We start from the raw sequence: 13,590 nt of genomic DNA, 5'->3' as shown, positions 1-13,590 counted from the left end.
TGATGAGACACGGAGGCGCCCAACTTGACCAGGTCGCGGTCTGCGGGCGAATAATGCCTACATGCGATCGATTCTCCTCGTACTTGTGCGGCGCGCCGACTGACGCGACCACCGAGTCGAGCGCGCCCCTTCAGCCAACCCGGCCGAAGGGGTTTTTTGTTGCCAATGCGACTATCCGAGACCCGGAGACGCACGGACAGCAGCCACAAGCGAGGATGGATCGGTCGCGACAAAAGCAAACATCGTGACAGGACAGGAAGGCTCTCTCATGAGTGAGCAGCTGACCGGGGCACAGGCTCTGATCCGCGCACTGGAACATGCCGGAGTGGACACCGTCTTCGGCATCCCGGGCGGCGCGATCCTCCCGGCGTACGACCCGATGCTCGACTCGACCCAGATCCGCCACATCCTGGTACGTCACGAGCAGGGCGCCGGCCACGCCGCCCAGGGGTACGCCGCCGCGTCGGGTAAGACCGGCGTGTGCATGGCGACCTCTGGCCCCGGCGCGACGAACCTGGTGACGCCGATCGCCGACGCCTACATGGACTCGGTGCCGATGGTCGCGATCACCGGTCAGGTCGCCGGCGCCGCGATCGGCACGGACGCCTTCCAGGAGGCGGACATCCGCGGCATCACGATGCCGATCACCAAGCACAACTTCCTGGTGACCGACCCGGCCGACATCGCCACCACGATCGCCGAGGCGTTCCACATCGCCTCGACCGGCCGGCCCGGTCCGGTGCTGGTCGACGTGACCAAGGACGCGATGCAGACCCAGGGCGTCGACTTCCAGTGGCCGACCGAGCTCGCGCTGCCCGGCTACCGCCCGGTGACCCGCCCGCACCCCAAGCAGGTGCGTGAGGCGGCCCGCCTGATCGCCGCGGCCGAGAAGCCGGTGCTGTACGTCGGCGGCGGCGTGATCCGGGCCCAGGCCAGCGCCGAGCTGAAGGAGCTCGCCGAGCTGCTCGGCATCCCCGTGGTCACCACACTGATGGCCCGCGGTGCCCTGCCCGACACCCACGAGCTGCACTTCGGCATGCCCGGTATGCACGGCTCAGTGTCCGCGGTCGGCGCACTGCAGCGCTCCGATCTGCTGATCACGCTGGGTGCGCGGTTCGACGACCGGGTGACCGGCAAGCTCGACTCGTTCGCCCCCGAGGCGAAGGTCATCCACGCCGACATCGACCCGGCCGAGATCGGCAAGAACCGCGCCGCCGACGTCCCGATCGTGGGTGACTGCAAGGAGGTCATCACCGACCTGATCGCCGCGTTGCGGACCGAGATCGCAGCCTCCGGCCGCACCCCGTCGTACGACGCCTGGCGCAACCAGCTCGAATCGGTGCGGGCGAAGTACCCGGTCGCGTACGACGAGCCCGAGGACGGCACGCTGTCCCCGCAGTACGTGATCGAGCGGATCGGCAAGATCGCCGGACCGGACGCCGTGTACACCGCGGGCGTCGGCCAGCACCAGATGTGGTCCGCGCACTACCTGCCGTTCGAGAAGCCCCGGCACTGGCTGAACTCCGGCGGCCTCGGCACGATGGGGTATGCCGTGCCGGCCGCGATGGGCGCCAAGGTCGCGCGCCCGGACAAGACCGTCTGGGCGATCGACGGCGACGGCTGCTTCCAGATGACCAACCAGGAGCTCGTCACCTGCGCGCTGGAGGGCATCCCGATCAAGGTTGCCGTGATCAACAACCAGTCGCTGGGCATGGTCCGGCAGTGGCAGACGCTGTTCTACGACAAGCGCTACTCCAACACCGACCTGCACTCGGCCCGGATCCCGGACTTCGCCAAGCTGGCCGAGGCGATGGGCGGCGTCGGGCTGCGCTGCTCGGACAAGGAGTCCGTCGACGCCACCATCGACAAGGCGATGTCGGTCACCGACCAGCCGGTCGTCGTGGACTTCGTCGTGCACCGCGACGCGATGGTGTGGCCGATGGTCGCGGCCGGCACCAGCAACGACGACATCCAGATCGCCCGCGACATGGCGCCGAAGTGGGACGGGGAGGAGCTGTAAATGTCGAAGCACACGTTGAGCATCCTGGTCGAGAACAAGCACGGTGTGCTGGCTCGGGTGGCCGCGTTGATCTCGCGGCGGGGCTTCAACATCGATTCGCTCGCGGTCGGTCCGACCGAGCACCCCGAGGTGTCCCGGATGACCATCGCGGTCAGCGTGGACGAGCAGCCTTTGGAGCAGATCACCAAGCAGCTGAACAAGCTGGTGAACGTGATCAAGATCGTCGAACTCGAACCCAGCCAGACGGTTCAGCGCGAACTGCTGCTGGTGAAGGTGAAGGCGGACACCCTGACCCGCGGACAGGTGCTGGAGACCGTCCAGCTGTTCCGTGCGAAGGTGGTCGACGTGGCACCGGACGCGATCACGATCGAGGCGACCGGCAATCCCGAGAAACTCGAAGCCATGCTCCGGGTGCTGGAACCCTTCGGCGTCCGCGAGCTGGTGCAGTCCGGCATGGTGGCGATCGGCCGGGGCAGCCGCTCCATCTCCGACCGCACGCTGCGGCCGGTCCCGGTGCCGCCGCCGCACGTCCAGTCGGGTCCTCCGACCGTGCAGGCTCGACCCGCCGAACGTACACACCACCCGGTGCCGGGCCCGCCGCCAGGCCGAGCCGCCGCCGTACCGAATCAACACTAAGGAGAAGTGCCGCAAGTGGCAGCTGAAATGTTCTACGACGACAACGCCGACCTGTCGGTGATCCAGGGCCGCCACGTGGCCGTCCTCGGCTACGGCTCCCAGGGCCACGCCCACGCGCTCTCGCTGCGCGACTCCGGCGTCGACGTCCGGGTCGGTCTGCCGGAGGGTTCGAAGAGCCGGGCCAAGGCCGAGGCCCAGGGCCTGCGGGTGCTCAGCCCGGCCGAGGCGGTCGAGGAGGCCGACGTCATCGTCGTACTCGCGCCGGACCCGGCCCAGCGCAAGCTCTACAAGGAGGCCATCGAGCCGAACCTGGTCGACGGCGACGCGCTCGTCTTCGGTCACGGCTTCAACATCCGGTTCGGCTACATCAAGCCGCCGGCCGGCGTGGACGTGTTCATGGTCGCCCCGAAGGGCCCGGGCCACCTGGTCCGCCGCGAGTACACCGAGGGTCGCGGCGTACCGGTGCTGGTCGCGGTCGAGCAGGACGCCACCGGCAAGGCGTGGGACCTGGCGCTGTCGTACGCCAAGGGCATCGGCGGCCTGCGGGCCGGCGGGATCAAGACCACGTTCACCGAGGAGACCGAGACCGACCTGTTCGGTGAGCAGGCCGTCCTTTGCGGTGGTGTGTCCGCGCTGATCACCGCCGGGTACGAGACGCTGACGGAGGCCGGCTACCAGCCCGAGGTCGCGTACTTCGAGTGCCTGCACGAGCTCAAGCTGATCGTCGACCTGATCTACGAAGGCGGTATCGCCAAGCAGCGCTGGTCGGTGTCCGACACCGCCGAGTACGGCGACTACGTGTCCGGCCCGCGGATCATCGACGCATCGGTCAAGGCCCGGATGAAGGAGGTCCTCGGCGACATCACCGACGGCACCTTCGCGGCCCGCTTCATCGCCGACCAGGACGCCGGCGCGCCGGAGTTCGCCGAGTTCCGCAAGAAGAGCCAGGAGCACCCGATCGAGGCCGTCGGCAAGGAACTGCGCGGCCTGATGGCGTGGGTCAAGTCGCACGACGACGACTACGTCGAGGGCAGCGCCGCCCGCTGACACACCAGCTGTCGGGGCCCGGACCATCCAGGTGGATGGCCCGGGCCCCTTCCTTTGACACAATGTGTGACGGTTGTAGTTCGAGCACGTGATTGCGGGGGAGGTGACCGGCGGTGGAGGACGGCAGGAACGAGCTGCCGCGGCCGCCTCGGCGGATCCCCGCGAACGCCGGTTCGCTGACGCAGCTGGAGGTCCCCAGCCGGCCCGCCGCACCCCAGCCGCCCGGCCGCCGGCCGTGGCTCTTCGGCCGGATCCTGGCCGGGTTCGTCGTACTGCTGGTGATCATCGCGGCCGGCGCCGGTGCAGGCTGGTTCGTCCATGAGCGACGGCTGGGGATCAACACCGACGAAATCCTGAAGTCGGCCGGCCCGGCGGTGGTCCGGGTGCTCGCGACGACGTGCGGCTCGACCGGCGAGGCATCCGGCGTACTGATCGACAACGGGCGGGTCCTGACCGCGGCGTCGGCGGTCGCGAACCCGCGGTCGATCGTGATCGTGACGGCTGACGGCCGGATCCGGAGGGCCAACCTGCTCGGCACCAGCGCGGACGGCGTCGCCGTACTGCAGTCGATCGGCCTCGACGGTACGCCGATGCACCTCGCGGCCGCCGATCCCGACCCGAAGGCGCAGCGCGCTCTGATCGGCTACACTGCCGCGGGCAAGCAGACGATCAACCAGGTCGGCTCGACGGCCGACCCGCGGGCGTTGAGCGAGGTCATGAACGCGGCCAAGCTCGGCGGGCCGATCGTCGACAAGTCCGGCGGCCTGATCGGGCTCGTCACCGGCGCGACGGTGCAGGCCAGTGCGATCGTCCCGCTGGAGAAGCTCCGGGGGTACGTCGCCGCGTCGCCGTTGGGCCTCGACCTCGCGACGGCCGGGACCTGCGCACTGTCGCGCGGTCCGCAGGCCGCGGTCGTTCCGGCTCTGCAGGTCGCCAGGACGCCGTTGAACGTCGAGGTGCAGCGGTTGTTCGGCAACTACGTCACGCTGGAGAACCAGCAGGACTTCCGTGCGCTGCAGTCGCTGTACTCGGCGCGGTTCGCCAAGGGCATGACCGAAGCGCGGGACCTGAACAACCACAGGACGTCGTACTTCTTCAATCCGAGGATCACCGACGTCGCACCGGACGGCTCGTACGCCCGGATGGCGTACGACATCCTGTTCGCGCCGACCGCGACCGGCGCGGGCGGCCAGAACTGCAACCGGCTCGACGTGCGCTTCCAGTTGGTCCGCGTGGACGGCAAACTGCTGATCGACCGGACCGTTCCGATGGCGACCCCCGTCAGCTGCGACAGTGACTGACCGTCATCCGGGCCCTCGAACAGCCCCGGATGCGGACGCGGTACCATCGAGGCAGCGGGCACAGCGCGGTGCTCTGAAGATCACGAGCCCCTACCGCTTCTGCAGGAGATTCCTCCATGACTGACGTAACCCGGCCCGTCGTCCTGATCGCCGAAGAGCTCAGCCCGGCCACCGTCGAGGCGCTCGGCCCCGACTTCGAGATCCGTCACGCGAACGGCGCCGACCGCGCCGAGCTGATCCCGGCCATCGCCGATGTCGACGCCATCCTGATCCGCAGCGCCACCAAGGTGGACGCCGAGGCGCTCGCCGCCGCGAAGAAGCTGAAGGTCGTCGCCCGCGCCGGCGTCGGTCTCGACAACGTCGACGTGAAGGCCGCCACCCAGGCCGGCGTGATGGTCGTCAACGCGCCGACCTCCAACATCACCAGCGCCGCCGAGCTCGCGGTCGCGCTGCTGCTCGCGTCCGCGCGCCGCGTCCCGGCCGCGAACGAGTCGCTCAAGAAGGGCGAGTGGAAGCGCAGCAAGTACTCGGGTGTCGAGCTGTTCGAGAAGACCGTCGGCATCGTCGGCCTCGGCAAGATCGGCGTCCTGGTCGCGCAGCGGCTGGCCGCTTTCGGCATGAACGTGATCGCCTACGACCCGTACGTGCAGGCCGGCCGGGCCGCGCAGATGGGTGTCCGGCTCGCCACCCTGGACGAGCTGCTGGCGACCAGTGACTTCATCTCGGTGCACCTGCCGAAGACCCCGGAGACCATCGGCCTGATCGGCGACGAGCAGCTGCACAAGGTCAAGCCCGAGGTCATCATCGTGAACGCGGCCCGCGGCGGCATCGTCGACGAGCAGGCGCTGTACAGCGCGCTCAAGGAGGGTCGCGTCGCCGGCGCCGGCCTGGACGTGTTCGCGAGCGAGCCGTGCACGGACTCGCCGCTGTTCGAGTTCGAGAACGTCGTCGTCACCCCGCACCTCGGCGCGTCCACCGACGAGGCGCAGGAGAAGGCCGGTATCGCGGTCGCGAAGTCGGTCCGGCTGGCGCTGTCGGGCGAGCTGGTCCCGGACGCGGTCAACGTCCAGGGCGGCGTGATCGCCGAGGACGTCCGCCCGGGCATCGGGCTGACCGAGAAGCTCGGCCGGATCTTCACCGCGCTGGCCGGTGGCGTCGCGCAGCAGCTCGACGTCGAGGTGCGCGGCGAGATCACGCAGTACGACGTGAAGGTGCTCGAGCTGGCCGCGCTGAAGGGTGTCTTCGCGGATGTCGTCGAGGACAACGTCTCGTACGTGAACGCGCCGCTGCTGGCGGCCGAGCGGGGCCTCGAGGTCCGGCTCGTCACCGACCACGACAGCCCCGAGCACCGCAACCTGATCACGCTGCGTGGCACGCTCGCCGACGGTGTCCAGGTGTCGGTGTCCGGCACGCTGGTCGGTGTCCGGCAGTCGGAGCGGCTGGTCGAGATCGACGGGTACGACGTCGAGATCGAGCTCGCCGCACACCTGGCCTTCCTCACCTACGAGGACCGTCCGGGCGCGGTCGGCCAGATCGGCCGCATCCTCGGCGACGCCGACGTGAACATCGCCGGCATGCAGGTCAGCCGCGACCGCAAGGGCGGCAAGGCCCTGGTCGCGCTGTCGGTCGACTCGAAGATCGTCCCGGCGGTCCTCGACGACATCGCCGCCGCGGTCCAGGCCGACACGGCCCGCACAGTGGACCTCGAGGCCTGAGTCACACGAACGACTGATTTACTGGAGGCGGCCAGCCGCCCGCAGGCGCATGGCGGCCGGCAAGGGCCCGGGCTCAATAGCCCGGGCCCGCTTCAGTTCTAGTGGCGGGTCGCCAGCAGTACGGCGGCGTCCGGCGCGACCATCACCTCGACGGTGGTGAAGCGCTTGTCCATCAGCCACTCCTGCCGGAGCGTGTCGACGCGGCCCTCGTACATCGGCGGCCAGACCGCCGACGGCGTGAAGTCGTCCAGTACGACGAAGCCGCCGGGCTCGACTACGTCCGCGATGATGTCGCGGGCCGACAGCTTCGCCTCGCGCGCGTCCACGAACAGCAGCGCGAACGGTCCGCGCTCGATCAGCGCGGTCCAGTCCGCCGAGACGACCTCGATCCGCTCGTCGGCGGCGAACAGCTCCGCGACCACCTGCGCCAACTGCGGATCGCTCTCCGCGGTGACGATGTTCGTCGACTCCCCGGCGCCGCTGCGCAGCCAGGCCGAGCCGACGCCGCAGCCTGTCCCTAGCTCACCGAGCAGGCCGGTCTTGGACGCGGCGAGCGTGGCGAGCAGCCGGCCGGTCTCGTTGCGGGTCGAGCTGACGAATCCGCGCCGGCCGGACAGGCTGAGGGCCGCCGATACCAGCGGCGGCAGTTCTGGAGGAGCACTCACCGGCTGAGAGTTGCACAGGTCTGGTCCAGGACCAGCACTGGGATCTCACATTTCGGGACAGGCTGCCCGCATAGTGGCGAATTAGTCGGACGTGCGAGTAAATTCGTGCGCATCCTGCCGCCCACGACATATTGGGAAGGAGCAGCATGTACGACATGTATCCAGCCAACTGGCCCGCGATCGACGCCCGGGAGCGGAAGGCGGCGCGCCGTCGCCGTACCGTCCGCCCGGCCAGTGACGAGGTCAAGGCTGTCCAAGAGGCCATGAACCGCCGTGACAATGGGGGAGAACCCAAGAAGTGAGCGAGAACAAGAACTTCACGCTGGCCGTCGTTCCCGGTGACGGGATCGGACCGGAGGTCACCACCGAGGCGCTCAAGGTCCTCGACGCGGTAGCCGCACAGCACGGCGTGACGTTCGAGCGGACCGAGTACGACCTCGGCGCGAGGCGCTGGCATGCCACCGGTGAGACGCTGCCGGACGCCGAGCTGGAGGAGATTCGCAAGCACGACGCGATCCTGCTCGGCGCGGTCGGCGACCCGAGCGTCCCGTCCGGCGTACTCGAGCGTGGTCTGCTGCTCAAGCTCCGCTTCACCCTCGACCACTACGTGAACCTGCGGCCGTCGAAGATCTATCCGTCGGTCGGTTCCCCGCTGGCGAACCCGGGTGAGGTCGACTTCGTCGTCGTCCGCGAAGGCACCGAGGGTCCGTACGTCGGCAACGGCGGCGCGCTCCGGGTCGGTACGCCGGCCGAGATCGCCACCGAGGTGTCGGTCAACACGGCGTACGGCGTCGAGCGGGTCGTCCGCGACGCGTTCGCCCGCGCACAGGCGCGGCCGCGCAAGAAGCTGACGCTGGTGCACAAGAACAACGTGCTCGTGTACGCCGGTCACCTGTGGAAGCGAACCGTCGACAAGGTCGCCGAGGAGTTCCCGGAGATCACCGTCGACTACCTGCACGTGGACGCGGCGACGATCTTCCTGGTCACCGACCCGGCCCGGTTCGACGTGATCGTCACCGACAACCTGTTCGGCGACATCATCACCGACCTGGCGGCTGCGATCAGCGGCGGGATCGGGCTGGCCGCGAGCGGCAACATCAACCCGGACCGGACCGCGCCGAGCATGTTCGAGCCGGTGCACGGCTCCGCGCCGGACATCGCCGGCCAGCAGAAGGCCGACCCGACCGCGGCCATCCTCTCCGCGTCCCTGCTGCTCGACCACCTCGGCCTGACCGAGGCCGCGGCCGCGATCGAGGCAGCCGTCACCGCGGACATCGAAGAGCGTACCGGCGCCGTCCGGACCACCGCCGAGATCGGCGACGCCATCGCCAAGCGCGCGGCGGGCTGACCGGTGCCCGCGCACGACGCTCGCATGACCAGTTGGTCGAGAGGTACGGTGCGGCTATGAGCGAGTTCACCGTTGAGCCAACCACCACACCGGCCAGCGACGACCAGCGCGCCCAGATCCTGGCGAACCCGGGATTCGGGCAGTACTTCTCCGACCACATGGCGATCGCCACCTGGACGGCCGAGAAGGGCTGGCACGACGCGCGGATCACCGCCTTCGGACCGCTGGAGCTGTCTCCCGCGACCGCGGTGTTCCACTACGCCCAGACGATCTTCGAAGGGATGAAGGCCTACCGGCATCCCGACGACTCGATCCACCTGTTCCGGCCCGAGGCCAATGCGACCCGGTTCCAGCGGTCCGCGCAGCGCCTCGCGCTGCCGGAGCTGCCGACCGAGGTCTTCCTCGAGTCGCTGCACACGCTGGTCGAGCTCGACAAGGCCTGGGTACCGGGCGGCGGTGAGACCTCGCTGTACCTGCGCCCGTTCATGTTCGGCTCCGACCCGTTCCTCGGCGTACGCCCGTCCAGTCACGTGACGTACTGCCTGATCGCGTCACCGGCCGGCTCGTACTTCGCCAAGGGCGTGAAGCCGGTCCGGATCTGGCTGAGCGAGGAGTACACCCGGGCGGCCCCCGGCGGCACCGGCGCGGCGAAGACCGGCGGCAACTACGCCTCCTCGCTGCTCGCGCAGGCCGAGGCGATCGAGGAGGGCTGCGACCAGGTCGCGTTCCTCGACGCGGTCGAGAAGAAGTGGGTCGAGGAGCTCGGCGGGATGAACCTGTACTTCGTCCTCGACGACAACACGGTCGTCACCCCGGAGCTGTCCGGCACGATCCTCGAGGGCGTCACCCGGGACTCGATCCTGAAGCTGGTCACCGACCTCGGCTACACCGTCACCGAGCGCAAGATCTCGGTCGACGAGTGGCGCGAAGGCGCGGCCTCCGGCAAGGTCAAGGAGGTGTTCGCCTGCGGCACCGCCGCGGTCGTCACCCCGGTCGCCTCGCTCAAGTGGAAGGACGGCGAGTCCCAGATCGGCGACGGCAACGGCGGCCCTGTTACTGCCGCCGTCCGCAGCGCCCTGCTGGACGTCCAGTACGGTCGCGCCGCCGACCCGCACGGCTGGATGACCCGCATCGTCTGAGTTCTTCCAGTTGGTGGCCCGGCGCAACGGTGCCGGGCCACTGCTGTTTTCACAGCATCTTCTCAGGTCTGCTGCGTGGACCGGTGGTCGCTGCCGGCAACGTCGGTTCGGTAGGGTCGGGCGGCATGAGCGGGTTTCCGGATGAGGTCGAGGGCTACTACGTCGAGCTGGCCGAGCGTCGGGGATGGTCGGACGAGACGTCGGCGGCGATCCGGTCGACCGTCGAGCTGATCCGGGATCTTGACCGGGGTACGGCGCCGCGGACGTACGGCGCGGTCGTCGACGACCACGGGACCGACTGGCTGTACGAGGCGGTCTGGCACGAGCGCGAGTGGGTCGTGATCCGCCAGCTCGGCTCGGGCGAGGACGGCGAGGTCACCCGGTACTGGTGGCAGCGGCTCGAGGACGACGAGGGCATGCTCACCGACCAGGCACTGGACCGCGAGGAGTGGGCATTGCGGCCTTTGTCACGCGAAGACTTCTATACAGCCTGGGATGATCCCGGTTGGTCGCTTACCGCCTGAACTCCAGTACGGGCCGGAGTACTGAATGTTCGTGATGCGAGACAGTGACGCCACCGTTCGGACATTGTGTGGCAGACTGCAAAACGTCATGAAGAACTACCAGGGCATTATTCCCTAGGCGCGCTCAGCAAGCTGTACCTGAGCGCGCAGACCTCTCGCACCTTGCGGGAGGTTTTTTGTTTGCCCCCCAAAGAGTGCGACACCCCCTCGGAAGGCCGGCCCCCTATGAGCATCTCGGACGATTTCCACGTCTACGACACGACTCTTCGCGATGGCGCGCAGCAGGAGGGGCTGGCGCTGTCCGTGGCCGACAAGATCGCCATCGCGCAGTACCTGGACGAGCTTGGGGTCGGCTTCATCGAGGGCGGCTGGCCGGGTGCGGTGCCCAAGGACACCGAGTTCTTCGAGCGCGCACGGACCGAGCTGCACCTGAAGAACGCGACGTTCGCGGCCTTCGGCGCGACCCGCAAGCCGGAGACCGCGGCCGCCGACGACCCGCAGGTCGCCGCCCTGCGCGACTCTGGCGCCGGCGTCGTCACACTCGTTGCCAAGAGCCACGATGCGCACGTCGAGCGCGCGCTGCGGACGACGCTCGACGAGAACCTGCGCATGGTCGCCGACACCGTGAAGCATCTGCATGAACACGGTCAGCGGGTCTTCCTCGACACCGAGCACTTCTTCGACGGGTACCGCGCGAACCGCGCGTACGCGCTGGAAGTCGTACGGGTAGCCGTCGAGGCCGGCGCCGATGTGGTCGCGCTCTGCGACACCAACGGCGGGACCTTGCCGCGGGAGCTGCAGGACGTCGTACGGGATGTCCTCGATTCCACCGGGGCCCGGCTCGGCATCCACTGTCACAACGACGCCGGCTGCGCGGTGGCGAACTCGATCGCCGCCGTCGAGGCCGGCGTCACGCACGTCCAGGGCACGATCAACGGGTACGGCGAGCGCACCGGTAACGCCGACCTGCTCGCGATCGTCGCCAACCTCGAACTGAAGCGCGAGCACGAACTGCTCCCGCCGGGGAACCTGGCCGAGTCGTTCCGGATCGCCCACGCGATCGCCGAAGTCACGAACGTGCCGCCGTCGACCCGGCAGCCGTACGTGGGCCTGTCCGCGTTCGCCCACAAGGCGGGCCTGCACGCCAGCGCGATCAAGGTGGACCCGGATCTCTACCAGCACACGGATCCGGCGCTGGTCGGGAACGACATGCGGATGCTGGTGTCGGAGATGGCCGGGCGGGCGAGTGTGGAGCTGAAGGGCCGCGAGCTCGGGTTCGACCTCGGGAACGACCGCGATGTGGTCACGCGGGTGACTGAGCGGGTGAAGGAGATGGAGTCGCGCGGGTACACGTTCGAGGCCGCGGACGCGTCGTTCTCGCTGCTGCTGACCGAGGAGGTCACCGGGAAGCGGGCCTCGTTCTTCGACGTCGAGTCGTGGCGGGTGATCACCGAGTCCCGCGCCGACGGCGAGGCGGTGTCCGAGTCGACGGTGAAGCTGGTCGCGGGCGGCGAGCGGGAGATCGTGACGGGGGAGGGCAACGGTCCGGTGAACGCGCTCGACCACGCGCTGCGGACGGCGATCGAGCGCGCGTACCCGGTGGTGAACAAGTTCGAGCTGGTCGACTACAAGGTCCGCATCCTCGACTCGGGCCATGGCACCGACGCCGTTATCAGAGTTCTGATCGAGACCGCGGACGGCGAGGGCTCGTGGGTGACGGTCGGGGTCGGTCACAACATCGTCGAGGCGTCGTGGGAGGCGCTGGTCGACGGGGTCACGTTCGGTCTGCTGCGCCACAAGGAGGTCGGACGATGAGTCTGCTCGCGGTCGAGCGAACGATGACGGTCTTCACGGCCGAGGTTGTTGAGACCGGCGGCATGCTGGCGCGGATCGCCGTACTGCTGAATCCGTACGACGTCCGTGAGCTCGAGCTGTCGCTGGACCGCGGCGAGCTGCGGATCGTTGTCGAGGGCAATGGGTTTGACGCCGGGCGGGTGGCGGCGCGGCTGGAGAAGGTGATCGGTGTGCTCGAGGTGTCGGTCAGCTGACCTGGGTACCGCCCAGGTAGACGGCTTCTACGGTGAGGTCTTGCGAGAGCAGGACCAGGTCGGCGATGTTGCCGACGGCAAGCGTGCCGCGGTCGTGCCAGCCGTAGTGGCGAGCTGCGTTGGTCGCTACCAGTTGGGCGGCTTCGGGGACGGTGAGCTTGAGGACGCGTACGGCGGTTGCCAGCGCGTCGGCGAGGAAGTGGACCGAACCGGCGAGCGTGTCGGTGCCGCGCAGCGTGGCGATGCCGTCGTGGACGTGGACGTGGCGGTCGGCGTACGAGTAGTCACCGTCGCCGAGACCGGTCGCTGCCATTGCGTCGGTGACGAGCATGGCCCGGTCGAGGCCGGCGGTGCGGGTCGCGACGATCAGGGCCTCGGGTGACAGGTGGATGCCGTCGGCAATCAGTTCACAGGCGACCCGGTCATCCGTGAGTGCAGCCCCGACCGGACCTGGCTGCCGGTGCGTCATCGGCGGCATCGCGTTGAACAGATGCGTCGCGGTCCGCGCACCGGCATCGAACGCCCGCCGCGTCCAGGTCCCGTCATCATCGGTATGCCCGACGGCGAACGTGATCTCGTCCCGATGCCGCTCGATCAACTCGACCGCCCCCGGCAACTCAGGCGCAATCGTCATACTCACCGCCAGCCCACCAGCCGCCGCGATCAGCTCTTCAAACACCTCCTCATCAGGCTCAAGCAAGGCGTCCGCCGTCTGTGCCCCACGCCGCCGCTGCGACAGAAACGGCCCTTCCAGGTGAATCCCGCGGATGTTCGGCGCACCCGCCTCGGCAATCGCCTCCGCAGCTCGAACCATCCGATCCAGCCGCATCGTCGCCACCGACGCAACCAGACTCGTCGTCCCATGCTCAAGATGACTACGAGCCGCCCGCAGGACATCCGCCACCTCACCGGAGTACAGCGCCGCCCCACCACCCCCATGACAATGCGTATCCACAAACCCCGGCAGCAACCACCGCCCCCGAGCATCAACCACCGCCTGGTCGTCAGCCCGCCCACCCGCCTGGTCGTCAGCCCGCGCTCCCGCCTGCTGCGCGGTGCCCATCTCCTCCTCCCCGCCGGGGGCGGCGGTGCCCGCCCCCGCCGGGGGGTGTGGGGGGCTGCCCGGGGCCCAGGCGGCGAAAGGGGC

Annotated in this window: 13 protein-coding genes; 11 read left to right on the top strand and 2 right to left on the bottom strand. The window is 68.9% G+C overall.

Features of this window, described 5'->3' with window-relative positions; translation table 11 throughout:
* The first annotated feature begins 268 nt into the window (after window positions 1-268).
* The 5 genes from FDA38_RS39615 to serA all read left to right on the top strand — a co-directional run bounded on the left by FDA38_RS39615 (window position 269) and on the right by serA (window position 6,719).
* Complete coding sequence (locus tag FDA38_RS39615; protein ID WP_233715197.1) at window positions 269-2,020, top strand: acetolactate synthase large subunit; 1,752 nt, start codon at window positions 269-271, stop codon at window positions 2,018-2,020.
* Window positions 2,021-2,656 (top strand): acetolactate synthase small subunit, encoded by a 636-nt coding sequence (gene ilvN, locus FDA38_RS39610; RefSeq protein ID WP_137259333.1) that lies wholly within the window; start codon window positions 2,021-2,023, stop codon window positions 2,654-2,656.
* Window positions 2,657-2,683: 27 nt separating this feature from the next.
* Window positions 2,684-3,703 (top strand): ketol-acid reductoisomerase, encoded by a 1,020-nt coding sequence (gene ilvC, locus FDA38_RS39605; protein WP_137259630.1) that lies wholly within the window; start codon window positions 2,684-2,686, stop codon window positions 3,701-3,703.
* Between the two features lie 113 nt (window positions 3,704-3,816).
* Entirely contained in the window at window positions 3,817-5,004 is a 1,188-nt protein-coding gene (locus tag FDA38_RS39600) for a S1 family peptidase (RefSeq protein WP_137259332.1), read from the top strand.
* 116 nt (window positions 5,005-5,120) lie between these two features.
* Complete coding sequence (gene serA, locus FDA38_RS39595; protein WP_137259331.1) at window positions 5,121-6,719, top strand: phosphoglycerate dehydrogenase; 1,599 nt, start codon at window positions 5,121-5,123, stop codon at window positions 6,717-6,719.
* Window positions 6,720-6,817: 98 nt separating this feature from the next.
* Here serA and FDA38_RS39590 read toward each other — a convergent pair whose 3' ends face one another.
* Window positions 6,818-7,384, bottom strand: coding sequence for an O-methyltransferase (locus FDA38_RS39590; RefSeq protein ID WP_137259330.1), 567 nt, complete (start codon window positions 7,382-7,384; stop codon window positions 6,818-6,820).
* A 146-nt stretch (window positions 7,385-7,530) separates the two neighbouring features.
* On the opposite strand from FDA38_RS39590, the gene FDA38_RS42525 reads away from it, so the two are divergent.
* From FDA38_RS42525 to FDA38_RS39565, 6 genes are all read left to right on the top strand, one after another.
* A complete protein-coding gene (locus tag FDA38_RS42525) occupies window positions 7,531-7,686 on the top strand; it encodes a hypothetical protein (protein ID WP_170990021.1) in 156 nt (51 codons plus the stop codon).
* Window positions 7,683-8,732, top strand: a complete 1,050-nt coding sequence (locus FDA38_RS39585) for a 3-isopropylmalate dehydrogenase (RefSeq protein WP_137259329.1) — start codon at window positions 7,683-7,685, stop codon at window positions 8,730-8,732. The genes FDA38_RS42525 and FDA38_RS39585 overlap by 4 nt, the downstream gene beginning before the upstream one ends.
* Window positions 8,733-8,788: 56 nt before the next feature.
* Window positions 8,789-9,871 (top strand): branched-chain amino acid aminotransferase, encoded by a 1,083-nt coding sequence (locus FDA38_RS39580; RefSeq protein WP_137259328.1) that lies wholly within the window; start codon window positions 8,789-8,791, stop codon window positions 9,869-9,871.
* Window positions 9,872-9,996: 125 nt separating this feature from the next.
* Window positions 9,997-10,395, top strand: coding sequence for a hypothetical protein (locus tag FDA38_RS39575; protein ID WP_137259327.1), 399 nt, complete (start codon window positions 9,997-9,999; stop codon window positions 10,393-10,395).
* 225 nt (window positions 10,396-10,620) lie between these two features.
* The gene (gene cimA / locus FDA38_RS39570; protein WP_137259326.1) at window positions 10,621-12,210 is read left to right on the top strand and encodes a citramalate synthase; all 1,590 of its coding nucleotides are present in this window, start codon (window positions 10,621-10,623) and stop codon (window positions 12,208-12,210) included.
* Entirely contained in the window at window positions 12,207-12,443 is a 237-nt protein-coding gene (locus FDA38_RS39565; RefSeq protein WP_137259325.1) for a hypothetical protein, read from the top strand. The genes cimA and FDA38_RS39565 overlap by 4 nt, the downstream gene beginning before the upstream one ends.
* On the opposite strand, the gene nagA is transcribed toward FDA38_RS39565, so the two are convergent.
* Window positions 12,436-13,506, bottom strand: coding sequence for an N-acetylglucosamine-6-phosphate deacetylase (gene nagA, locus FDA38_RS39560; RefSeq protein WP_137259324.1), 1,071 nt, complete (start codon window positions 13,504-13,506; stop codon window positions 12,436-12,438). The genes FDA38_RS39565 and nagA overlap by 8 nt on opposite strands.
* Window positions 13,507-13,590 lie beyond the last annotated feature (84 nt).

The sequence above is a fragment of the Kribbella jiaozuonensis genome (assembly GCF_005233875.1).
In the GTDB taxonomy this organism is placed as follows: domain Bacteria; phylum Actinomycetota; class Actinomycetes; order Propionibacteriales; family Kribbellaceae; genus Kribbella; species Kribbella jiaozuonensis.
The sequence above is the reverse complement of the archived record's forward strand: the minus strand, read 5'-3'. Positions and strand labels throughout refer to the sequence as shown.

Excerpts from the sequence above, each read along its gene's own strand:
- nagA (WP_137259324.1), bottom strand. The coding sequence starts at position 13,506 with ATGGGCACCGCGCAGCAGGCGGGAGCGCGGGCTGACGACCAGGCGGGT.
- FDA38_RS42525 (WP_170990021.1), top strand. The coding sequence starts at position 7,531 with ATGTACGACATGTATCCAGCCAACTGGCCCGCGATCGACGCCCGGGAG.
- FDA38_RS39565 (WP_137259325.1), top strand. The coding sequence starts at position 12,207 with ATGAGTCTGCTCGCGGTCGAGCGAACGATGACGGTCTTCACGGCCGAG.
- ilvC (WP_137259630.1), top strand. The coding sequence starts at position 2,684 with ATGTTCTACGACGACAACGCCGACCTGTCGGTGATCCAGGGCCGCCAC.
- FDA38_RS39580 (WP_137259328.1), top strand. The coding sequence starts at position 8,789 with ATGAGCGAGTTCACCGTTGAGCCAACCACCACACCGGCCAGCGACGAC.
- FDA38_RS39575 (WP_137259327.1), top strand. The coding sequence starts at position 9,997 with ATGAGCGGGTTTCCGGATGAGGTCGAGGGCTACTACGTCGAGCTGGCC.
- FDA38_RS39615 (WP_233715197.1), top strand. The coding sequence starts at position 269 with ATGAGTGAGCAGCTGACCGGGGCACAGGCTCTGATCCGCGCACTGGAA.
- cimA (WP_137259326.1), top strand. The coding sequence starts at position 10,621 with ATGAGCATCTCGGACGATTTCCACGTCTACGACACGACTCTTCGCGAT.
- serA (WP_137259331.1), top strand. The coding sequence starts at position 5,121 with ATGACTGACGTAACCCGGCCCGTCGTCCTGATCGCCGAAGAGCTCAGC.
- ilvN (WP_137259333.1), top strand. The coding sequence starts at position 2,021 with ATGTCGAAGCACACGTTGAGCATCCTGGTCGAGAACAAGCACGGTGTG.